A 21480-nucleotide genomic window follows, 5' to 3' on the forward strand; every position below is an offset into this window, starting at 1 on the left:
ATCGAAATCGGGATAGGCGACCCTCGTGACATCCAGGTGAACGAAGCCGGCTAGCGGTTGTTCGCGGGGAGTGCGCGTCAGATGCGTTTTGAGAGCCTGCGGAACCACGCCATGGCCGGCATCTCAATGAGGCGCCAAGTGATCCAGGAGGCGGCGATGGTGGCGGCGAGCATGACGACGATCGCCACCGATCCCCAGCCGGCGCCGAAGCCGGTGGCATGCTGGCCGCGCAGCATGAAATCGCCGATCAGGCCGAGGCCGAGCTTGCGCTCGACGAGCCCGGCGACGTTGATCATGCGCGCCTGGACGAAGATGTGCACCATGTAGATGGAGTAGGACAGCGCGCCGAGCGTCAACATGAACGGAGTTCTCAGCAAGGCGCTGATCCAGCCGCCCTCATGGGCGAACAGGAACAGCGCCAGCGCGAACACCAGGGGTGCCGCGATGCCGAAATCATTGCCGCCCGCCAGCGAGACGAAAAGCACGATGACGGTCACCATGACGATTTCGGCAAGGGTCCAGTCCATCCGCGGGCCGCCCCTGGCCAGGGCCTGTCGTGCCCCTGCAATGGAATCATGCTGAAACCAGGCCAGCAAGGCGCCGAGCGAGAAGCCGTACAGGCAGCGGATAAAGCCGAAATCGAAGGACACATCCATATGATGGGTCGAGAAGCCGAGCAGGAACAACGGCGCGGTGACGGCGGCGGCAACGAACCATATCCAGGCGCGCGCGCCGGCGACCAAGACTACGCCGGCAAACAGGAGATAGGCGAAGAACTCGGCGGAAATGCTCCAGCTTGGCGCATTCCAGGTCAATTGATCCTCGAAGCCGACACCTTGCAGCAGCAGAAGATTGGCAAGCAGACTCCCAAGGTCGAAGCCTCCGGTGAAGGGCGCAGCCCCGGTGCCGTGCAATTGCGGCAGCATCAGCCGCAGCAGCTCGAAGCCAGCGAAGGCGGCAAGCATGAGAAGGTGCAGTGGGTAGATACGGCCGAAACGGACCAGGGCGAAACGCGCGACCTGTTCCGGCTGGTTCAGCCGATCGCCGTAGCTGCTGGCGATGACAAAACCGGAAAGGACGAAGAAGAAGTCGACGAAAAGGTAGGACGAACCGATGAAGGCGCTTTGCGAAATCGTCGAAGCGGTCGGAAAGTGAAACAGCGCCACCAGAAGCGCGCAGATGCCACGCCACGAATCGAGCACCAGGAAGCGTTCACCGGCGACCGTGCCGGTGTGGGTCGACGCCGCGGCACGGGTGGGGTTGAGAAACGCGGTCTGCGTCATGATGATACAATCCTGTCTTGCCGTGGCACTCGGGCAGCGCCATTCCGTCTCGCCAAGCTGTGACTGGCATCTTCCGTGCCGGTTCTGTAGTTGTTGCAACCCGATGAAAAACGAGGATCCGTAATGGCGAACAACAACATCGACAACGCCTTCACCGCCCGTTCCAAAACGGGCGCCGCGTTCGAGCCGACCTATTCCGGCGCGCTGTCGTTCATGCGGCGCAAATACACCAAGGACGTGAAGGGCGCGGATGCTGTGGTGTGGGGTATTCCCTTCGATGCCGCCGTCACCAACCGGCCGGGCGCCCGCTTCGGGCCGCAGGCCATCCGCCGCGCCTCGGCGATCCTCGACAACGACCCGCAATATCCGTTTTCACGCGATCTGTTCGAGCATCTGGCGGTCGTCGACTATGGCGATTGCCTGCTCGATTCGGGCAATCACCAGAAGACCCCCGGCACGATCGAGCGCGAAGCGGCCAAGATCCTCAAATCCGGCGCCTTCCTGCTGACGCTCGGCGGCGACCATTTCGTCACCTGGCCGCTGCTCAAGGCGCATGCCGCCATCCATGGTCCGCTCGCACTGGTGCAGTTCGACGCCCATCAGGATACCTGGCCGGACGACGGCAAGCGCATCGACCACGGATCCTTCGTTGGCCGTGCCGTCAAGGAAGGCATCATCGATCCCGACCGTTCGATCCAGATCGGCATCCGCACCCATGCGCCCGACACGTTCGGCATCAAGATCCTCCATGGCCATGAAATCGAGGAGATGCGGGCGTCCGATATCGCCTACGCCATCGTCGACCGCACCGGCGGCAAGAAGACCTATCTCACCTTCGACATCGACTGCCTCGATCCGGCCTATGCGCCTGGCACAGGCACGCCAGTTGCCGGCGGGCCGTCCTCGGCGAAGATCCTGTCGACGCTGCGTCAACTCAACCAGGTCGATATTGTCGGCGCCGATGTCGTAGAGGTTGCGCCGGCCTATGATCACGCCGATATAACGGCGATCGCCGGCTCGATGGTGGCTATGCAATATCTCGGCCTGCTGGCTGAGCGAAAGGCCCGGCTTGAAGAGTTGAACAACGGCAACCACAATGGTGCCGCAGTGATTCAAGGTCAGGGCATATAGTTTTGAAATATCAAGGAATTTGATCAACCCATGAAACCGAAAATCTTCATCGACGGCGAACACGGCACCACAGGCCTGCAGATCAGGGCGCTGCTTACCGAGCGCAGTGATCTGGAGATCATTTCCATCCCGACCGAACGCCGCAAGGAAACGGCGGCACGCGCCGAGTTCCTCAACGCCGCCGATGTCGCGATCCTGTGCCTGCCCGACGACGCGGCGAAGGAAAGCGTCTCGCTGATCGCCAACGACACCACCAAAGTCATCGATGCGTCGACCGCGCATCGCGTGGCGGAAAGCTGGGCGTATGGTTTCGCCGAGATGGACAAGGACCAGGCAAAGGCGATCGCCTCGGCAAAACGCGTCGCCAATCCAGGCTGCTGGCCGCAGGGACCGATCGCGACGTTGCGGCCCCTCGTCACCGCCGGCTTGCTGCCGGCGGATTTCCCGATCACCGTCAACGGCATTTCGGGCTATTCGGGCGGCGGACGGCCGATGATCGAGGACTATATCGCCAAGGGCGAGGACGCCTCGGAATTCCTGCCCTACGGCCTCACCCTTCAGCACAAGCACGTGCCGGAATTGAGGGCCTATGCCAGGCTGTCGCATGATCCGATCATGCAGCCGGCGGTCGGCAATTTCGCGCAAGGCATGATCACCGTCGTACCGTTGCAGCTTGGCGGCCTCGACCATGTGCCGACCGGTGCGGAACTGCATGCGGCGATTGCCGACCATTTCGCCGCTATCAAGGGCGGCGTGGTCGAGGTGGCGCCCTATGCGCATTCGGAGCGCATGCCGGAGATCGATCCCGAGGTCTACAACGGCACCAACCGGATGAAGGTCTATGTCTTCGCCAATGACAAACGGGCGCAGGCCCTGCTGCTGGCGGTCTACGACAATCTCGGCAAGGGTGCCTCGGGCGCCGCCGTGCAGAACATGGATCTGATGCTCGGCCTCTGATGGACACGCCCGCCTTTCCGGCGCGCTGGAAAGTCAGCGCACCCGAACTCATTGCCGAGACCTTTTCGAGCCGCATCTGGAAGGTTTTGCGCGCAGACGGCTCGCCGGCGATCGTCAAGGCGCTCAAGCCTTTCGACGACGTCGCCGACGAGTTGCGCGGCGAGCATTATCTCGCCTGGCGACGCGGCGAAGGCGCGGTGCGCCTGCTCGGCCGCGACGGCCACAGCATGCTGCTCGAATATGCCGGTGAGACCTTGTTGGAGCAGGTGCTCGACCAACAGGGCGACAACGCCGCCACCGAAATCGCGGCCGAGGTGATGGCGAAACTATTTTTCACAGGGGAAAGACCCCTTCCCGCCCGAGCTTCAGCCGCTCCGGGAACGGTTTTCAAGCCTGTTCAAGAAGGCGACAATCGACCGCGATTCGGGCCATGACAGCCTCTATGTCGAGGCCGCCATCATCGCCGATCGACTGCTGGCCAATCCGCACGATATCAGGCCCCTGCACGGCGACCTGCATCACGAAAACATCCTGCACGGGCCGCGCGGCTGGCTGGCGATCGATCCGAAGAGCGTTCTCGGCGACCCCGGCTTCGACGCCGCGAACATGTTCTACAACCCGCTCGACCGGGACGAGCTTTGCCTCGATCCGGAGCGGATCGCGCATATGGCCGAGATCTTCGCCAAAACACTGGGCCAGACGCCACCAGCCGTCCTTGATCATGCCATCGCCTATGGTTGCCTGTCGGCTGCCTGGCATCATGAGGACGACAATGAGGTCGAGGAGAGCCGCGAATTGTCGATCGCCGAGGCGATCCGGGCGGTGCGGGCAAGCTTCTGATCGCGGGCTGCGGCGCGGTAATCGCTTGTTCACAGCGATGGGCTACTGACTGGCCTCGGCTCCACTTCGGGATTTGTCATGGTCAGCGCGATTTCGGGTTCCTCCCAGGCAGCCCAGTATTCCTCGTCGAATTCCTCGAGCAATGCAGCCCAGGAGGCCGCGCTCGAAAAGCAGATCCAGGACCTGGAAGACCAGGCCAAGGCGATCACGGATCAGGTAAAGGCTGCCCAGGTGCAGCAGGATATCGCCGTGGCCCAGGCCAGGCTCGATGCGCTCAAGGCCGCCGACAAGGTAGCCAAAGCCGCTCAGGACCAGTCCGCGCCGTCCGCCGCGGCGTTGCGGCAGGCGGAATTCGATGGCGAGAAGACGACATCTACAAACGAATTCTGGATGTAGTTGGCCGATCGGTTCGAGGTCAGGCCCTGCGTGCGATTTCGTGCGGCAAGGGATAGGCGCCCTTGGTGCCGCGCCAATGGGCGGCTGCAAACCCCAGGACGATGAGCGCAAATCCCTGATGGGTCAGCGCCATATGCAGCGGCACATGCATCAGCAGCGTGCCGATGCCGATCGAGGCCTGCACCAGCACAGCCAAGAACAGCAGCGTCGCGCGGCGCGCATGCGTTGTTTCAGGCAGCCGCCGGCGCGTGGCGATCACGTGCCACAACGCCACGACGAATACCGTGTAGGCGCCAAGCCGATGGACGAACTGCACCGTCTTTGGGCTCTCGAAAAAATTGCGCCATGCCGGCTCGAGGATCAGCAGATCGCCCGGGATGATCTTGCCGTCCATCAACGGCCAGGTGTTGTAGCTGAGGCCGGCGTCAAGCCCGGCGACCAGGCCGCCGAGATAGATCTGGATCAGCGCCAGCAGCACGATGAAGCCGGCCAGCCTCTGCGTCGATCCATCGGCGGCAGGCTCGGAATGCGGCGCCAGTCCGCGCGCGACCACCATGGTGGCGGTGAAGATCAGCGCGGCAAGCGTCAGGTGGGTCGCCAGCCGGTACTGGCTGACGGAGACGCGGTCGACCAATCCTGAAGCCACCATCCACCAGCCGATGGCGCCCTGCAGGCCGCCGAGCAGGAGAATGCCCACGAGTTTCGGGCCCAGGCCGCGCTCGATGCGGCGCGTCGCCCAGAAAACCAGCAGCGGCAACGCAAAGACCAGACCGACGCTGCGCGCCAGGATGCGGTGCGCCCATTCCCACCAGAAGATCGACTTGAAGGCCTCGATGCTCATGCCCTTGTTGAGCTCGGCATATTGCGGGATCTGCTGGTAGAGCTGGAATTCCTCTTGCCACTCGGCATCGTTGAGCGGCGGGATCACGCCGTGGATCGGTTTCCACTGCGTAATCGACAGGCCGGAATCGGTCAGCCTGGTGGCGCCGCCGACCAGCACCAGCGCAAACAGCACCAGAAGCACCACATAGAGCCAGCCGCGCAGCAGCGCCCGGTTATGCAGGTCGCGGTCGCGGGCAACGTATGGCGCGGCAGCTGATATGGCAGCCATGATCTTGTCCCGGCAGGTTGATTTGGCGGATTGGTGGACCATCGCACCCGTGCTGGCAAGACCATACGGCGCGGCACGCCGTCGCGCCGCGTCTCACCGGTTGCACAGTCTCGCCTCAAGGCCTATGCGAGGCCAATACCCCTTGAGCCGGCCAGGCCGCCTGTGCGAATTCCGGCATGCTCGATCAGGAGACCACCATGCCCCTGCGCCTGAAAAAGCTGATCGGAATGTTTCTGCTGGTGGCGCTGGTCATTGTCTATGCGCTGGTCGCATCGATCTTCGCGGTCGCCCGGCTGTCGGAGTCGGGTCCGTGGGTGCATTTCCTTTTTTTCTTGCTCAGCGGCCTGCTCTGGGTGCTGCCGGCGATGGGCATCATCAAGTGGCTGATGCTGGAGCCGAGAGCCAAGCGCTAGGCGAAAACGCCAGCGTCAGATGGTGACGACCATCTTGCCGGCGTTGGCGAGCGGCGTCGTCACGCCCGACAGCATGGTGCGGATGTGGGCGAGGCTCTGGTAGCGGCCGTTGACGGAGATGCGCGGCAAGGCGTGCAGGAACCCGGCATGCTCGGCGCGCAGCACGCCGTGGCGCGTCGTCACGGCGGAGGTATAGCCGGCGTCGCGGGCAAAGCCCACTTCGCGGCAGCCGACGGCGCTGGCATAGCCATAGGGATAAGCGAAATGGCGGGGCATTTCGCCCAGTTCGGCCTGCAACATGGCGCGCACGGCGCCAACCTCGTGCCGGGCATCGGCTTCGGAGAGCCGCTTCAGGTTGCTGTGGTTGATCGTATGGGCGCCGATCGTCACCAGCGGATGCGCGGCGATGCGACGGATTTCATCCCAGCTCATCAATGTGCGCAAGCGTGGGCCGTCGGAGTCGATGCCGTTTGCGCGAGCTAGGTCACGCAACACAGCCTGCAGGTCCTCCTCGCGGATTTCGGCGGTGAGATAGGCGTGCAGGCGTGCATTGGCCTGCAGCTTCTTCGCGGGGGTCGAGCAATCGATTGTCAGGGGACCGTTCAGCCGCGTCAGAGTGAGGGTATCGCGCGCGTTGACGATGTCCTCGACAACGTCCCACCACAGGTCGGCTGTGCCGTTGATCAGCCCGGGCGCGACATAGATGGTGATCGGCGCGCCGTGCTTCTCGAGCACCGGCAGCGCCTCGACCATGTTGTCGCGATAGGCATCGTCGGCGGTGATCGTGGCAAACTGACCGCCTTTGCCGCCCACCTTGATGCACTCCACCGCTTCGTCCATGGAGACGAAGGCATAGCCATGCGCCTTCATGTCGGCGATCATGGCGTCAAGGAAGCCGGGCGCGATATTCAGATGCCGGTTGACGCTGTCCGGCTTTTCCGGCGTCGCGGTAACACGGTGCAGCATCAGGATGGCGCCAATGCCGCCGATGAACGGCTTGGCCAGCGGTGCAAGGCCGGTATAGCGGGCGACGTTCAGCGCCAGTTTCCGGATTGCCTCCCCGCCGTCGATCATTCATTCACCTTTTGCGCCTAGGCTGATCCAAGCACGGAATGCGCCTATGCGAACCCCCAAATCGCGATCAATACGCCCTAAGGATTGAGGTATGGTTGACGCAACTGCGTCATTTGACGGCAATCGGCTTGCGGCGACCGAGGCATCGTCGCGGGCCTTGCCACGGGACCATGCCGACCTGTCGATTTCAGTGGCGTCCACGGACGGACTCGCGGCCTATGCCGAGTTCTGCCGCTCGGCTTTGTTTGGGCCGGCGCAGAGTGCTGCCTGGGTCCAGAATTGGGCGGCCGAGACACGACCGGACCTGCTTGTCGCGACGCTGAGTGTCGAGGGCAAACCGGTTTTTTCGCTGGCGCTGGAGGTTGCCTCCAAGGGGCTGTTCCGGATCGCCCGCTTCATGGGTGGGCGCCACGCCAACGGCAACTTCGTCGCCGCGGACCCGAACTGGCTGGCCAAGGCGGATATACCGGCCCTCCGATCGGTACTGGCGGCCATCGCCAAGGCACGCCCGGACATCGATCTGGTCGCGCTCGAGCGGTTGCTGCCCGATCTCGACGGCGTCGCCAATCCGCTCGCATCGCTCGACCATTTTTCCAGCCCCAATCTGTCGCTAGCCGTCGATCTCGCCGGCGGCTTCGATGCGCTGCTTTCCCGCGCCAGCGGCAAACGCAAACGCAAGAAGCACCGGTCGCAGATCCGGAAATTCGAGGCCGTAGGCAGCTATCGGCGCATTGAGGCCCGCACCCCCGACGAGGTGGACACGCTGCTCGACGCCTTCTTCGAGATGAAGGAGCTCCGCTTCCGCAAGATGGGCATCGCCAATGTTTTTGGCGACGCGCAGGTACGCGGCTTCTTCCGCGCGCTGTTCATGCAGGCGCTTGCCGAGGACAAGCCTTCGTTCGTGCTGCACGGACTCGCGGTTGCCGGCAAGCTGCGCGCCATCACCGGTTCAAGCCGCTCGGGCAAACGCCTGATCTGCGAATTCGGAGCGATCGCCGAGGACGATCTCGGGCACGCCAGCCCCGGCGACTTCCTGTTCTTCGACAACATCCAGGAAGCCTGCGAGACTGGTTTCGAGGTCTATGACTTTTCGGTCGGAGATGAGCCTTACAAGCGGCTGTGGTGCGATATCGAAACGCGGCATTTCGAAGTGCTGGTCCCGTTGACCGTGAAGGGCCGCATGCTGGCGCTGACGCTTCGGCAAGGCGCGCGGCTGAAAGCCTTCGTCAAGAACAGCCCGATGATCTGGAAGCTGACCAAGGTGCTGCGCCGCAAAGCCGCCGGTCAGGCAGCGCCCTCGGAAGAAGATAGCTGACGCCATGAAGCCGATCATCCGCACACTGTCCCTGCAGGAACTGGGGCTTCTCGTCGACTGGGCGGCCGCGGAAGGCTGGAACCCAGGTCTTGAAGACCCGGCGATGCTCCAGGCGGCGGACCCCGAAGGCTTCATCGGCGCCTTTGTCGGCGACGACATGGCTGCGGCAATTTCGGCCGTGGCCTATGGAAGCGAATTCGGTTTCATCGGCCTCTACATCTCCCGGCCTGACATGCGCGGCATGGGCTACGGCAAGACGGTGTGGGACGCCGGCATGAAAAGGCTCGTTGGCCGGACCGTCGGCCTTGACGGCGTCGCCGAGCAGCAGGCCAATTACCGGCGCAAGGGCTTCGCACCGGCCTACGAGACCATCCGCTTCACCGGGCGCAAGGCAGGCCCGGCGGTCAGGGACGATGGGCTGCGGATGATTACAAAGCAGCTCCTGTCCGACATCGTCGCCTATGACTCCCATTGTTTTCCGGCGTCACGATGGGCCTTCCTGCAGGGATGGCTGCAGGAACCGCATCATGGACTGGCGGCGATCGGTTCGCGCGGCGTCACCGGCTTTGGTGTGGCGCGCCGCTGTCGATCCGGCTTCAAGATCGGCCCGCTGTTTGCCGACGACATGGAAACCGCTTTGCAACTCCTGGAGGGACTGGCCGGTGCCTGTGAGGGCGGCGAGCTGCACATCGACGTCCCCGCCGATAACACCGGCTTCATAACTGCGCTCGATGCGGCCGGCTTTGCGCCGACCTTCACCACCACGCGCATGTACAAAGGTCCTGCCCCGGAACTGGACCTGCAAAGGGTGTTCGGCGTAACGACGCTTGAACTGGGATAGATCGGGCGAACCGCAGAACGGTTCCGCCAAGCGATCCGCGGCTCCCTCAGGCAGCGGCAGTGCGCCGTCCCGGCACCGGATTGCCGGGCGGTTCGTGGCCGAGCGGCGTCACCAGCGTCAGGTCGGGGTAGCCGTTCTCGATCAGCTTGACCGCAGCCTGCGTCACCTCATCGTCGGCCTCCAGCATGGAGAGAAAGACCTCGGTGGCATCGCCGGTCAGGCGGCCGATGCCTTGCGCGTCGGCCGGTCCGCACTCGACCACGACCAGGTCGTAGGCTGTCGTCAGCGACTGCATGATGATCGGCAGCCGGTCGGCGGCACGCATGGCACGAACCGGATCGGCGGTTCCGACGGGAATGACGTGACAGTCCGAGTAGAGATCGGCGTGGATGACGTCGCTGAACTGCGCTTCCGAAGCGAGCAGGTTGGTGATGCCCGGGAAAAGGCCGCTGTCCAGCATCGGCCGCGAGGCGGCCCCCGACGCGGTGAGGTCCAGCAACAGCACGCGCAGCCCGGCGTCGGCGACCTCGCGCGCCACCAGGATCGCGGATGCAGCCGCCTCGTCGCCTTCCGGCGAGACGAATATGGCGCGCGCCGCACCGCTGGAGATCAGCTTTTCGGCAGCTTTCTCGATATCGATCTCGCCCAAGGTGGAACGCGCCGGTTCGGGCCCGACAGCCGTTTGCTCTGTCGCCGCAGTTGCGGGCATTGCGACCACATCCGGCGCCTCGGCCATGGCCGGCATCGCGGCGGCATAGGGCTCCGCATCTGCTTCATCCGCAGGTTCAGGCAGCTCCTGGCGAACGACGGGGTCCTGCAAAACGGCAGGCTCCTGGCGGAGAAATGGCTTGGCGACCGGCGCCTGCGCCACACGGGGCATTGCGACCTCATCGATCCGTTCGAAACGGGAACCGCTCGCCGGCCGCATCGCGCGGCCTGAAAACAGCTCCCGCAGAAGCGTCACGATGGCCATGATCAGCAGCGATGCGGCGAAAGCCGCGCCGACGATCGGCCCGACCTTCGGGAAATAGGCCTCGGAGGGAACAGAAGCCTTCGAGGCGATCCGGGCGTCGACCGGCAGATAGTTGCGATCCTGGCGCGATGCCGCTTCGCGGTAGTTGGTCAGGTAGAGCTCGAGTTGCTGTCGCTTGGCGGTCGCGTCGCGCTGCAGTGCGTCGAGATCGACCTGCTGTTCGCCGGCCTGCGCCGAAGCGGCCTTCAACGTGTTGACGTCTGCGACAAGCTGGTTCTCGCGGGCCTTTGCGGTCTCGGCCTGCATCAACAGGCCTTTCATGATCTTCTGGGCCTCGCTGCGGATCTGCGCGTCGAGATCGGACAGTTGCGATTTCAGCGCGCGAATGCGCGGATGATTGCCAAGCAGTGTCGTCGACAGATCGGCGATGTTGGAGCGCAATTCGACCTGTCGCTCACGCAAGCGTTGGATCAGGTCCGATGACAGAACCTCCGGCACGGCATCCAGCGAACCGCCATTCTGCAGCGCCCTGCGCACACCGTCGGCGGTCGCTTCCGCAGCGGCGCGGTTGGCGCGCACTTTCGACAGTTCGCTCGACAGTTCTGAAAGCTGCTGGGTGGCCAGCACCGAATTGTTGCCACCCATCAGAAGATCGGACTGGGCGCGATAAGCGGCGACCTTCGCCTCGGCATCCTTGACCTGCCGCTGCAGGTCGGCGATTTCCGGCGCCAGGAAGTCCGCCGCGGCGCTGTTCGATTCGAGCTTGGCCGCCCCTTGCCCCGCTATATAGGCGGCGGCGATCGCGTCTGGTGTGGCGGCCGCGAGCTTGGGATCTTCCGATGAGAACTCGATGGCAATGATGCGGGTCTTCTCGACGCCATAGACGTTGAGCTTCTCGTGCATTTTCTTGAGCACGCGCTCTTCCGTCGGAATTTCCATCGGGTCGCTTTTCAGGCCGACCAGGACCAGAGCGCGGCTCAGCGCCGACATGTCGAGCGCTTCATTGAACTCGGGCAGTTTTTCCAGACCGAGCTTTTGCGAGACCTGCTTGAGGATTTCGTTCGAGGAAATGATCTGGACCTGGGTGGCGACGCCCTGTTCGTCGAGAATAGGCTTGTCGGTGTCGTTGTTGTTGCTGGCCGGCCGCGTGTAGATGGATTCGCGCGGCGCGATCTCCACCTGCGTCTCGGCTTTGTAGTGCCGGGTTGCCAGCGAGGCGAAAGCGAAGGCCAGCCCGGTTGCCAACAGGACGACGAGGACTATACGCAGCCAGTTCCTCGCCAGGCTGGCGAAGAGCTGCCTGAGATCGACATCGACATCTGCGGCCGCGGACTGAACGGACATGCATCCCTACTCCGATACTGGGTCAGCACGCACCGTAAACAACTATGGTAACTCAGCCGTTAAGATCGTGGTAAGTTTCCGTTAGGGTTTACTGGCGGGTGACAAACAAAACCGCCAAAAATCACAAAAACTCTTGCCGATGCGCCACGTGTCGGCCGCTCCCTTTACCGGCCATTAACCCTAACAGGATGATAACGGACCTCGATCCCTAGAGTTGCTGCGACGTTGCAGCGACCAGTCGAAGGTACCTGTCCGGCCATGAAAAGCACTGCTTCCCTGTTTCGCGCGCTGCTTGCCGTATCGATGCTGGCTGGCTGTTCCAGCTACCGGCCGACGCCGGCCGCCTTCCATGAGGTGCTCGATCAGCCCTACCGTCTTGGCGCCGGCGACCGCGTCCGCGTGACCGTGTTCGAGCAGGACGGGCTGACCAACACCTACAGCGTCGATCAATCCGGCTATCTCTCCTTCCCGCTTGTCGGCGCCATACCAGCGCGCGGCCACACCGCGCAGCAAATGGAAAAGGAGATTGCCGACAAATTGCGGCAAGGCTATCTGCGCGATCCCGACGTTTCGGTCGAGATCGACCGCTACCGCCCGATCTTCGTCATGGGCGAAGTGGGTGCCGCCGGCCAATATTCCTATGTTCCCGGCCTGACGGTGCAGAAGGCGATCGCCATTGCCGGCGGCTTCACGCCGCGCGCCAACCAGGAAAGCGTCGACATCACCCGCGACATCAACGGCAAGGTGATGACCGGCCGCGTGGTCACCTCCGACCCGTTGCTGCCGGGCGATACGGTCTACGTCCGCGAACGTCTGTTCTGACAGATACCAAGTGGCGGACAGGCTCAGGATCGTCCATTGCTTTCGCTCACCCGTCGGAGGAATTTTCCGGCATGTGCGCGACCTGGCCGAGGCGCAGGTCGCCGCCGGGCATTCCGTCGGCATCGTCTGCGATTCGACGACAGGCGGCACGTTCGAGGAACATCTGTTCGAGCAGATGAAGGACTTGCTGGCGCTCGGCATTCATCGCACGCCGATGCAGCGCCACGTCGGTCCCGGCGACCTTGCCTCGGCCTGGCGCACGTACAGGATCATCAAGGAATTGCGGCCGGACGTACTGCATGGGCACGGCGCCAAGGGTGGCGCCTATGCCCGTCTGTTCGGCTCATTGTTGCGGGTATCAAGGTCTCGCGTAGCCCGCCTTTATTCGCCGCATGGCGGCTCGCTCCACTATGACGAGAACACGACCACCGGAAAGCTGTTCTTCGCGCTCGAGCGCTTCATGGCTCGCTTCACCGACTATCTGCTGTTTGTCTCGGACTATGAGCGGCGGACCTATCGCCACAAGGTAGGCGAGCCGCCCATTCCCAACACCCTCGTCTATAACGGCCTGCGCGCCACTGAATTCGAGCCGGTGATCACCGCGCCGGACGCAGCCGACCTGCTTTATATCGGCATGATGCGCGACCTGAAGGGACCGGACATCTTCATCGACGCATTGGCGCTCGCCGGCCCGCGGTTCGGCCGCGCGCTGACCGCGGTGATGGTCGGCGACGGCGACGACCTTCCGCGTTACCACGGGCAAGTGAAACGCCTCGGGCTCGAGCGCCATGTCCGCTTCCTGCCGCCGATGCCGGCCAGGGAGGCCTTTGCCCTTGCCGCGCTTATCATCGTTCCCTCGCGCGCCGAAGCCATGCCCTATATCGTCCTGGAAACGCTTGCCGCGGGAAAGTCGATGATCGCAACCGCGGTCGGCGGCATTCCGGAGATATTCGACATCGGTTCCCCCGCCCTGATCCGACCTGACCCGATCGAGCTCGCGGACAGGATGAGCCAGGCGCTGGCCGACCCGGCCGCCTATCGCGACCTGATGCCCGATAGCGCCAACCTCAAGGCACGCTTCGGCGCCGATGTGATGGCCGCCGACATCGAGAAGGCCTATTTCGCCGCGCTCGACACGTAGGCGCAGGACCAAGCCGTTCCAAAGCCATGCGTTGTTTCAAGGGTTTCTTAGCTCTCTTTTGCTATGACCGGGGGGAAGCTTGCGGAAAGCCCTCATGAACGAGATCGACCCCGCGCGCCGCTTTTCAGCAGAGGCGGTGCGTAAATTCGACGGCCCGGCCGACGGCGACACGCCAAGCGGCATGAACGATGTCGCCCGCCAGGTCGCCTCGCAGTACCGGCGCGATACGATGTCGCCGATCATGGTCAGCGGTGTCCTGCGCATGGTCGAATTCGGCTTGCTGTTCCTGTCCGGACTCGCCGTCTATTTCCACTATGTCGGGTTCTTCAACTATCTCGCCTGGCAATATCCGGTGACGATCGCAGCGGGCTCGTTCCTTGCCGTGGTGCTGCTCGACGTCACCGACTGCTACCAGATCGTCGCCCTGATGCGGCCCATCGCCAATTTCGGCCGCGTGCTGCTCGTCTGGGCCGGCACTTTCGCCCTGATGGCGCTGACGGCATTCGTCATGAAGATGTCGCAGGACTATTCGCGCCTTTTGTTCGGCAGCTGGTTCGTCATCGGCTTCGTTCTCATCTTCGGCCTCAGGCTGGTGATGTCGAAGCTGATCCGGGCCTGGGCGCGCGATGGCCGCATGGAGCGGCGCGCCGTCATCGTCGGCGGCGGCAAGGCGGCGGAAATCCTGATCCGCTCGGTCGAAAAGCAGCCCTACAACGATATCCGCATCTGCGGCATCTTCGACGATCGCGGCGACAAGCGCTCGCCGCCCATCGTCGCCGGCTACCCCAAGCTCGGCACCATTTCGGAACTGATCGAATTCGCCCGCATCGCCCGCATCGACATGCTGATCGTATCGCTGCCGCTGACCGCCGAATCGCGCGTTCTGCAGTTGCTGAAGAAGCTGTGGGTGCTGCCGGTCGACATCCGGCTTTCGGCGCATTCCAACGCGCTGCAGTTTCGCCCGCGCGCCTATTCCTACATCGGCGCGGTGCCGATGCTCGACATCTTCGACAAGCCGATCAACGACTGGGATTCGGTCGCCAAGCGCGCCTTCGACATTGTCTTCAGCCTGATCGGCATCGTCGTGTTCTCGCCGGTGATGCTGGCGACCGCCATCGCCATCAAGCTCGACAGCAAGGGGCCGGTGCTGTTCCATCAGAAGCGGCACGGTTTCAACAATGAGATCATCGAGGTCTACAAGTTCCGTTCGATGTATACGGACAAGGCCGATCCGACCGCCAAGCAGACGGTGACCAAGAACGACCCGCGCGTCACCCGCGTCGGCCGCTTCATCCGCAAGACCTCGATCGACGAGCTGCCGCAGTTCTTCAACTCGCTGCTGGGTTCGCTGTCGCTGGTCGGTCCACGCCCGCATGCCATCGCCGCACAGTCGCATAATTTGCTCTACAACGAGGTTGTCGACGGCTATTTCGCCCGCCACAAGGTCAAGCCCGGCGTCACCGGCTGGGCGCAGATCAATGGCTGGCGCGGCGAGATGGACACCAACGAGAAGATCCGCATGCGAACCGAGTATGATCTCTTCTACATCGAGAACTGGTCGCTGCTGTTCGATTTGCGGATTCTGTTCCTCACGCCGCTCCGGCTGCTCAACACGGAAAACGCCTATTGAGCGCGATCAGCCATGATCTGCCGCGCGCGGCGGTCAACGCCAAGCTGGTCGCGCTGATTTCCTCGGGCGCGGTCTTCCTCGGCATTCTGCTGTCCGGCTTCGTCATCAGCGAGCCGGCGCCCTATGAGCTCTACATGGCCGGGCTGATCGCCATCTGTGCGCTTTTCGGCTTGCGGATTTCCCGCGCGGCCACGCCGCTGCTGGTGCTGCTGGTGACGATGAACATCGGCGGCATGATCTCTATGACGCAGATGGCGGACCTCGCCAACACACCGCTCTATCTCGCCGTCTCGCTGTTTCTCGCCTTCAGCGCGGTGTTCTTCGCATCGATCACCGCCGTACAGCCGGGCCTCTACCGATTGATCTTCATTGCCTATGTGGTTTCGGCCGTGGCCACCTCGCTGCTTGGCATTGCAGGCTACTTCCATGCCTTTCCGGGCGCGGAGATGTTCACCAAATACGATCGTGCCGCCGGCGCCTTCCAGGACCCGAACGTGTTCGGCCCCTTCCTGGTGCTGCCCGGCATCTATCTGCTCTATCTGCTTTTGACCGGACCGGTGACACGCATGCCGCTGCTGGCGGTACCACTGCTGATCATCACCGCCGGCATCTTCTTTTCCTTCTCGCGCGGTGCCTGGGGCATGTTCGCCGTTTCGGCCGTCCTGCTCACCGGCTGCCTGTTCCTGCAGAGCGCCAGCGGAATGTTCCGGCTGCGCGTGGTGGTGATGACGATTGCAGCACTGGCGCTGCTGGTCGTCGCCATGATCGTCATCCTGCAGCTGCCCGGCGTCTCGGAGATGTTCTCCAACCGTGCCCATCTCGAGCAGAGCTACGACACCGCCCGCCTCGGCCGTTTCGCCCGCTACGGCATCGGCTTCCAAATGGCGATGGAGCATCCGTTCGGCATCGGCCCGCTGGTCTTCGGCACGATCTTCGGTGAAGACACCCACGACATCTGGCTGAAGATGCTGATGGATTATGGCTGGCTCGGCTTCGTGTCGTTCCTGGCGCTCGTCTTATGGACGATAGCAGCCGGCTTCCGCATCCTGCTGCGCGACCGGCCGTGGCAGCCCTATCTCCTGTGCGCCTATGTCGCCTTTATCGGCAATATCGGGCTCGGCACCTTCATCGACATCGACCACTGGCGCCACGTCTATCTGCTGCTCGGCCTGATCTGGGGCGCCATCGCGCTGGAATACAGCCATCAGCGGCTGTTGCGGCCTGCCTTGCAGGGCTCGCCGGCACCGGCAATCGCAGCGGGATAAAAGTCGCGGAATTCGGTTGACCCGCACGGGGTTATCACGATACATCGCGACCGGTCCGGAGTGTAGCGCAGCCCGGTAGCGCACTTGACTGGGGGTCAAGGGGTCGTCGGTTCGAATCCGGCCACTCCGACCAATTCAAAGCAGGACTTGCCCCCGAAGTCCGCCCCTCCAGATGCCCCGGTCAGCCCGGCCAAATCTCGGATCTGGGCAACCATGTCCTCTCCCATTTGAACTCCGGCTTGGGCGCCAACTCTACCCTTGGCACACATCAACCCATTCAGCCCCAATGAGCTCAACCATGCGCTGCGGCGCAATCCGCACGGCCGCATTGGTGGCGCCGGCAGCGGGCACGACTTCGTCGAATTCGCGCAGCGACACGTCACAATAGACCGGCAGCGGCGCCGGCAGGCCGAACGGGCAGACGCCGCCGACCGGATGGCTGGTTGCTTCGACAACCTCGGTGGCGTCGAGCATACGCGGCTTGCCGCCGAACTGGTCCTTGAACTTGCGGTTGTCCAGCCTGGCGATGCCGCTGGTCACCACCAGCATGGTGCGGTCGCCGACGCGCAGGCAGATCGTCTTGGCGATCTGGGCCGGCAGCACGCCATGCGCCTCGGCCGCCAGGGCCACCGTCGCCGAGCTCGCCTGCGTGACGATGACATGGATGTCCGGCGCATGGGCGGCGAAGAAGGCACGAACGGATTCCAGGCTCATATCGAAAAACCGACGGTTCAAAAACGTTATGGACGGCGGATTACGGTCCAGCAGCCAGACGCATAGGCACGTGCGATAGACAGATCGGCAAGTGCCAGGCTGAAGCAAAGCGCTGCGGCAGGTACAAAGAAACCCGCCAAGGGGCCTTGGCGGGTTCTCTGGAATGCATGGTGCGGATCTACGCCAGCGATCGACCTTGCGCCGCCGGCGTCGGCGCAGCCGGGGTGATCAGAGCCTCCTGGGGAAGGTGAAGCGCGGACACAATACGACGCAGCTTCGACGGGTCGGTCACTCTCCCGCTTTCGATATCCTCAATCTCGTCCACCGCCAGGCCGCATGTCAGGGAGAGCTCTTCCACGCTGTAACCGCGGGTCTCCCGCATCGCTCTGAGGGTGTTGTAATCTGGCCCGCTCCCGTTGGTTGCCGGTTCGGAGTGGGGTTCGCTTTTCGCATTATGGGGCATTGGCAACTCCATGACTGAAAGAGTTTGATCAAATGAGGAGTGTTGCCTGAGACGGTCGGGAAGATGCCCTCTCGCCGGCGATTTGCCAAGAGCCAAAAGGGCCGTCACGGGATCGTGAACCAGGCGCCTGGCGCGGCCCTCTCGCGTACACGTCGCGATCAAGTTGTTTTGAAGGTCCGATCGGCCTTTTGCCGGCAGTTTCGCCGCGCACGTTCGTTATCTCCGGGTCGCTGGCGTGAAACCATCCGGTTCCAGCCAGCTCGTTCCCGGAAGGATTTTTGCAATGAACTTGAAGACATTCATGGTCGTGCTCGGCACGATTTCCAGCCTTTCCGTCGCCGGCGCGGGCGCCGCCCAAGCCGCAGACGCGCTGCGTGTGCGCGGCACGGTGGTCAGTTTTGAGCCCACGCTGCTCACCGTGAAAACCCGCCAGGGCGATACCGACGCGATCAAGCTCAAGGCTGGCTGGAAGATCTCGGGCGTCGCCAACGCCTCGGCAAAGGACATCAAGCAGGGGGATTTCCTCGGCATTGCCTCCGTTTCGAAAGCGGATGGCGGCAGCGGCGCCCTGGAGGTGGTGGTCTTTCCGGCCGCGCTGAAAGGCACTGGCGAGGGCGACCGTCCCTGGGACCTGCAGCCAAACAGCCGGATGACCAACGGCACCGTCGCCGACGTTACCGATATAAGCGGGCGATCCGTCACCCTGACCTATGACAATGGCCAGACCAAGAAGATTTCGATCCCCGACACCACGCCCGTCGTGACCTTCGCGCCGGCGACGCCTACCGACCTCAAGCCGGGTGCGACGGTCTTTGTCACCGCTGAGCGGGGCAGTGACGGCGCGCTGAGCGCCAGCCGCGTCGTGGTCGGAAACAACGGCGTCGTGCCGCCGATGTAGTGGGACGGGCGGCCAATGGCCGCCTCTCGATCTTGCCGTGCATGGTGGCAGGAGGCTGAATTGGCAGAAACAGTACAGAAACAAAATTCTACAATCGGGAAATACTGACGAAAAAATTCAGGCGCGTAATTCCATTCGCGGCGGCCGGGCTATCGCCCCGATCCATACGCCCGCGAAACAAAAGGAAACGATCCATGAAGAAGTCCCTCCTCTCGGCCCTCGGGCTTGCAGTTGCATTGGCTTTCACGGTGCCCGTCATCGGTGCGACGAGTGCGGATGCCGCCCCGATGGCAAAGCATCATCGTCACCACCATCATCATCGCCACCATGTCCGCCACCACCATCATCACCGCCACCACCACCATGTGATCGGAAACAAGGCCTAAGCTCCGCAGACCGCCACCGAGAAGACCGGCCTTGGCTTCCTGTCCAAGGCCGGCTACTCCGCCCCGCGAGGCTCGATCGCGGATCGACAATTCACGCAAATCCAATGCGCGACGCCGGTGAGATCGTCATCCCGGCGCTGGCTATGGCACCACCACCAATCCGGCGTTCACCGGCGAATCGAGCGGCTCTGGCGGCTTGACCAATCCGCATTCCTGCGCCGGCGACACAGAGGTGTTGGGCGCCTCTATGCCGACACGCTCCTCGCCAGATGCCGGAGCGACAACAGACATGGCCGCTCGCAAGGAAAATGACGGATCACCTTAGGGCGAGCCGTCACTTCTTCTTGCTCGTATCTGTGGGATTTGGGTTTTAGAATTCAGCGCCGGCTGAACAGCAGACTGGCGACAAGACCGAGCACCACAAGGCCCACTGCGGCGGCAGCTGCCGGATGGTCGCGGGCCGACTTCTCGATCACCCTGCCCTGTTTGCGGATTGCCGGCATGGCATCGTGCAGGCGGCCGGCAAGATCGGAATAGGTGTCGAGCGCGGCATCGCGACCGTCCTCGTAGTAGGCGCCGCCTCGCCTCGCCACAGCCCTCTTCAAGCTGGCCAGTTCCTTGCTGAGAACCGCGACCTGCCTGTCGAGATCGATGTCCGAGAGGGTCGAAAATGATGCCATGGTATGTTTCCTTCACTTGCAGAAGGAAGCGTAACGCCTCACCCGAAGACGGGTTCCGGTTTCGAACTATCGATGTCGCGTCGGGCTGCGGTCAGCGCACCTGGTCAAGCAGGCGCTTGCATTCCAGGAGGTCGAACAGCGCCTCCTGCAGCAAGGCCCTGTTGTCGCGCGAGAGTTTCGATGCATCCGGCTGCACCGGACCGTCCTCGTCGCTCTTGCCCAGGCCGAAAAAGCGGCGGCTGGGCTTCACCCGCGGCTGGCCGACCAGTTCGTCGTCCATGCCACGCGGCTGGGCCGCTGGCGTCAGCGGCACTTGGTCAGCCTGCCTTCGCTGTGAGATCGCCTCGACGGCGGCCATGTCGCCATTGCCGATGGCAACCAGGAAATGGTTGCCGTTCTCGCGCAACAGCTTCTGCACGCCCTTGATGGTGTAGCCCTGGTCGTAGAGCATGTGGCGAATGCCCTTGATCAGTTCGACATCCTGCGGCCGGTAGTAACGACGGCCGCCGCCGCGCTTCATCGGCTTGATCTGGTTGAAACGCGTTTCCCAGAAACGCAGCACATGCTGCGGCAGATCGAGATCTTCGGCGACCTCGCTGATGGTACGAAAGGCGTCGGGGCTCTTGTCCATGGGCGAATCCTCACGCTGGACGATGATCCGGCCTACCTGCCGAATCGGGGCTTATTTCAGCGGTTTATGAAGCAATATTCAAGCCCGGCGTCATGGCGGCGGCAGTTTTCAACCGCGCAATGGACTACTTGCCGCTTTTGGCCTTGCCGCTCTGATGGGAGCGCAAGATACGGCTCTTCAGCACATTCGACGACTTGAAGGTCATCACCCGACGCGGCAGGATCGGCACTTCCTCGCCGGTCTTGGGATTGCGGCCGATGCGTTCGTTCTTGGAGCGGACGTGGAATGTCGCGAAGGACGACAGCTTCACCGTTTCGCCGCGCACGATGGCTTCGCAGATTTCATCCAGCACCGCTTCGACGAGCTCGGCCGATTCAGTGCGCGACAGGCCGACCTTCCGGTAAACTGCCTCGGCAAGGTCGGCGCGCGTAAGTGTCTTTCCCCCCATGCGACCGTCCCATCAGCTCAAAACATAAAATTCGGCACAACAACGGCAGAGCCTAAGTAATTGATCCGTCAAGGTCAAGGACCGAAACTGGACCGTTCGGCACTTACCAGCGAACCAGGACAGCGCCCCAGGTGAAGCCGCCCCCCATCGCTTCCAGGAGGACGAGATCGCCCTTCTTGATGCGGCCGTCGGCGACGGCCACCGACAGCGCCAACGGCACGGAAGCAGCCGAGGTGTTACCGTGCAAATCGACCGTAACCACCACCTTTTGCTCAGCTATCCCGAGCTTCTTGGCGGAAGCGTCAATAATTCGTTTATTGGCCTGGTGGGGCACGAACCAGTCGAGATCATCGGCCGAGATACCGGCTTGCGCGAACGTCGCCTCGATGACGTCGGTGATCATGCCGACCGCATGCTTGAAGACTTCGCGACCCTCCATCCGGAGATGGCCAACCGTACCCGTGGTCGACGGCCCGCCGTCGACGAAAAGCTTGTCCTTGTGCGTGCCATCGGAGCGCAGGCTGGCCGCCAGAACGCCATGGTCGGCGATCGTGCCCGCCCCCTCGCCTGCTTCCAGAATCATGGCGCCGGCGCCGTCGCCGAACAGCACACAGGTCGAGCGGTCGCTCCAGTCGAGGATGCGCGAGAATGTTTCCGAACCGATCACCAGGACACGCTTGGCCAGGCCGCCGCGGATGTAGAGATCGGCGGTGGTCACGGCATA

Annotated in this window: 22 protein-coding genes, 1 tRNA gene and 1 pseudogene; 13 read left to right on the forward strand and 11 right to left on the reverse strand. The window is 63.0% G+C overall.

Annotated elements, in window-relative coordinates; all coding sequences use genetic code 11:
* Positions 1-77 precede the first annotated feature (77 nt).
* On the reverse strand, positions 78-1283 hold the full coding sequence (locus tag EOA19_RS28100) for an acyltransferase (RefSeq protein WP_128305456.1): 1206 nt from the start codon (positions 1281-1283) through the stop codon (positions 78-80).
* 123 nt (positions 1284-1406) lie between these two features.
* Between EOA19_RS28100 and speB the strand changes: the two genes are divergently transcribed.
* The 4 genes and pseudogenes from speB (at position 1407) to EOA19_RS28120 (ending at position 4607) form a co-directional block, all read left to right on the forward strand.
* Complete coding sequence (gene speB, locus EOA19_RS28105) at positions 1407-2414, forward strand: agmatinase (protein WP_127288726.1); 1008 nt, start codon at positions 1407-1409, stop codon at positions 2412-2414.
* 30 nt (positions 2415-2444) lie between these two features.
* Positions 2445-3371, forward strand: coding sequence for an N-acetyl-gamma-glutamyl-phosphate reductase (argC, locus tag EOA19_RS28110; RefSeq protein ID WP_128305457.1), 927 nt, complete (start codon positions 2445-2447; stop codon positions 3369-3371).
* A pseudogene (locus EOA19_RS28115) lies at positions 3368-4211 on the forward strand (aminoglycoside phosphotransferase family protein). The gene argC and the pseudogene EOA19_RS28115 overlap by 4 nt, the downstream one beginning before the upstream one ends.
* Positions 4212-4289: 78 nt before the next feature.
* Positions 4290-4607: a hypothetical protein gene (locus EOA19_RS28120; RefSeq protein WP_128305458.1), complete on the forward strand. Its 318-nt coding sequence runs from the start codon at positions 4290-4292 to the stop codon at positions 4605-4607.
* A gap of 19 nt (positions 4608-4626) precedes the next feature.
* Here EOA19_RS28120 and EOA19_RS28125 read toward each other — a convergent pair whose 3' ends face one another.
* Entirely contained in the window at positions 4627-5718 is a 1092-nt protein-coding gene (locus EOA19_RS28125) for a COX15/CtaA family protein (RefSeq protein ID WP_128305459.1), read from the reverse strand.
* Positions 5719-5915: 197 nt separating this feature from the next.
* On the opposite strand from EOA19_RS28125, the gene EOA19_RS28130 reads away from it, so the two are divergent.
* Complete coding sequence (locus tag EOA19_RS28130; protein ID WP_023810263.1) at positions 5916-6131, forward strand: DUF2842 domain-containing protein; 216 nt, start codon at positions 5916-5918, stop codon at positions 6129-6131.
* Positions 6132-6146: 15 nt separating this feature from the next.
* Here EOA19_RS28130 and EOA19_RS28135 read toward each other — a convergent pair whose 3' ends face one another.
* Positions 6147-7205 carry a polysaccharide deacetylase family protein gene (locus EOA19_RS28135; RefSeq protein ID WP_128305460.1) on the reverse strand — a complete coding sequence of 353 codons (1059 nt, stop codon included), beginning with the start codon at positions 7203-7205 and terminating at the stop codon, positions 6147-6149.
* A 91-nt stretch (positions 7206-7296) separates the two neighbouring features.
* On the opposite strand from EOA19_RS28135, the gene EOA19_RS28140 reads away from it, so the two are divergent.
* The gene (locus EOA19_RS28140; protein ID WP_023810261.1) at positions 7297-8520 is read left to right on the forward strand and encodes a GNAT family N-acetyltransferase; all 1224 of its coding nucleotides are present in this window, start codon (positions 7297-7299) and stop codon (positions 8518-8520) included.
* A 4-nt stretch (positions 8521-8524) separates the two neighbouring features.
* Positions 8525-9361: a GNAT family N-acetyltransferase gene (locus EOA19_RS28145; RefSeq protein WP_023810260.1), complete on the forward strand. Its 837-nt coding sequence runs from the start codon at positions 8525-8527 to the stop codon at positions 9359-9361.
* A 46-nt stretch (positions 9362-9407) separates the two neighbouring features.
* Here the strand turns inward: EOA19_RS28145 and EOA19_RS28150 are convergent, their stop codons facing one another.
* Complete coding sequence (locus EOA19_RS28150; protein ID WP_128305461.1) at positions 9408-11678, reverse strand: exopolysaccharide transport family protein; 2271 nt, start codon at positions 11676-11678, stop codon at positions 9408-9410.
* 258 nt (positions 11679-11936) lie between these two features.
* Between EOA19_RS28150 and EOA19_RS28155 the strand changes: the two genes are divergently transcribed.
* The 5 genes from EOA19_RS28155 (at position 11937) to EOA19_RS28175 (ending at position 16669) form a co-directional block, all read left to right on the forward strand.
* On the forward strand, positions 11937-12500 hold the full coding sequence (locus EOA19_RS28155; RefSeq protein ID WP_013532220.1) for a polysaccharide biosynthesis/export family protein: 564 nt from the start codon (positions 11937-11939) through the stop codon (positions 12498-12500).
* Between the two features lie 10 nt (positions 12501-12510).
* The gene (locus EOA19_RS28160; protein ID WP_128305462.1) at positions 12511-13641 is read left to right on the forward strand and encodes a glycosyltransferase family 4 protein; all 1131 of its coding nucleotides are present in this window, start codon (positions 12511-12513) and stop codon (positions 13639-13641) included.
* 94 nt (positions 13642-13735) lie between these two features.
* Complete coding sequence (locus EOA19_RS28165; RefSeq protein WP_128305463.1) at positions 13736-15271, forward strand: undecaprenyl-phosphate glucose phosphotransferase; 1536 nt, start codon at positions 13736-13738, stop codon at positions 15269-15271.
* Positions 15268-16536 (forward strand): O-antigen ligase family protein, encoded by a 1269-nt coding sequence (locus EOA19_RS28170; RefSeq protein WP_128305464.1) that lies wholly within the window; start codon positions 15268-15270, stop codon positions 16534-16536. Before EOA19_RS28165 ends, EOA19_RS28170 begins: the two co-directional genes overlap by 4 nt.
* A gap of 56 nt (positions 16537-16592) precedes the next feature.
* Positions 16593-16669 (forward strand) — tRNA-Pro (locus tag EOA19_RS28175).
* Positions 16670-16788: 119 nt separating this feature from the next.
* Here the strand turns inward: EOA19_RS28175 and EOA19_RS28180 are convergent.
* Together EOA19_RS28180 and EOA19_RS28185 are read right to left on the reverse strand one after the other, a co-directional pair.
* The gene (locus EOA19_RS28180; protein WP_128305465.1) at positions 16789-17250 is read right to left on the reverse strand and encodes a YbaK/EbsC family protein; all 462 of its coding nucleotides are present in this window, start codon (positions 17248-17250) and stop codon (positions 16789-16791) included.
* A 178-nt stretch (positions 17251-17428) separates the two neighbouring features.
* Positions 17429-17713 carry a helix-turn-helix transcriptional regulator gene (locus tag EOA19_RS28185; RefSeq protein WP_127320647.1) on the reverse strand — a complete coding sequence of 95 codons (285 nt, stop codon included), beginning with the start codon at positions 17711-17713 and terminating at the stop codon, positions 17429-17431.
* Between the two features lie 283 nt (positions 17714-17996).
* Between EOA19_RS28185 and EOA19_RS28190 the strand changes: the two genes are divergently transcribed.
* The gene (locus tag EOA19_RS28190; RefSeq protein WP_128305466.1) at positions 17997-18611 is read left to right on the forward strand and encodes a hypothetical protein; all 615 of its coding nucleotides are present in this window, start codon (positions 17997-17999) and stop codon (positions 18609-18611) included.
* Positions 18612-19138: 527 nt separating this feature from the next.
* Here EOA19_RS28190 and EOA19_RS35455 read toward each other — a convergent pair.
* The 5 genes from EOA19_RS35455 to EOA19_RS28215 form a co-directional block, all read right to left on the reverse strand.
* Positions 19139-19288 (reverse strand): hypothetical protein, encoded by a 150-nt coding sequence (locus EOA19_RS35455; protein ID WP_164893064.1) that lies wholly within the window; start codon positions 19286-19288, stop codon positions 19139-19141.
* An 86-nt stretch (positions 19289-19374) separates the two neighbouring features.
* Positions 19375-19677 (reverse strand): hypothetical protein, encoded by a 303-nt coding sequence (locus tag EOA19_RS28200; protein ID WP_128305467.1) that lies wholly within the window; start codon positions 19675-19677, stop codon positions 19375-19377.
* A 91-nt stretch (positions 19678-19768) separates the two neighbouring features.
* Complete coding sequence (locus tag EOA19_RS28205; protein ID WP_023810244.1) at positions 19769-20308, reverse strand: MerR family transcriptional regulator; 540 nt, start codon at positions 20306-20308, stop codon at positions 19769-19771.
* A gap of 124 nt (positions 20309-20432) precedes the next feature.
* Positions 20433-20756, reverse strand: a complete 324-nt coding sequence (locus EOA19_RS28210) for an integration host factor subunit alpha (RefSeq protein ID WP_013532231.1) — start codon at positions 20754-20756, stop codon at positions 20433-20435.
* A 103-nt stretch (positions 20757-20859) separates the two neighbouring features.
* Positions 20860-21480, reverse strand: a 621-nt coding sequence (locus EOA19_RS28215; RefSeq protein WP_128305468.1) for a beta-ketoacyl-ACP synthase 3, incomplete at its 5' end; no start/stop codon positions are given.

The organism is Mesorhizobium sp. M7A.F.Ca.US.010.02.1.1, from assembly GCF_004023085.1.
Classification (GTDB): domain Bacteria; phylum Pseudomonadota; class Alphaproteobacteria; order Rhizobiales; family Rhizobiaceae; genus Mesorhizobium.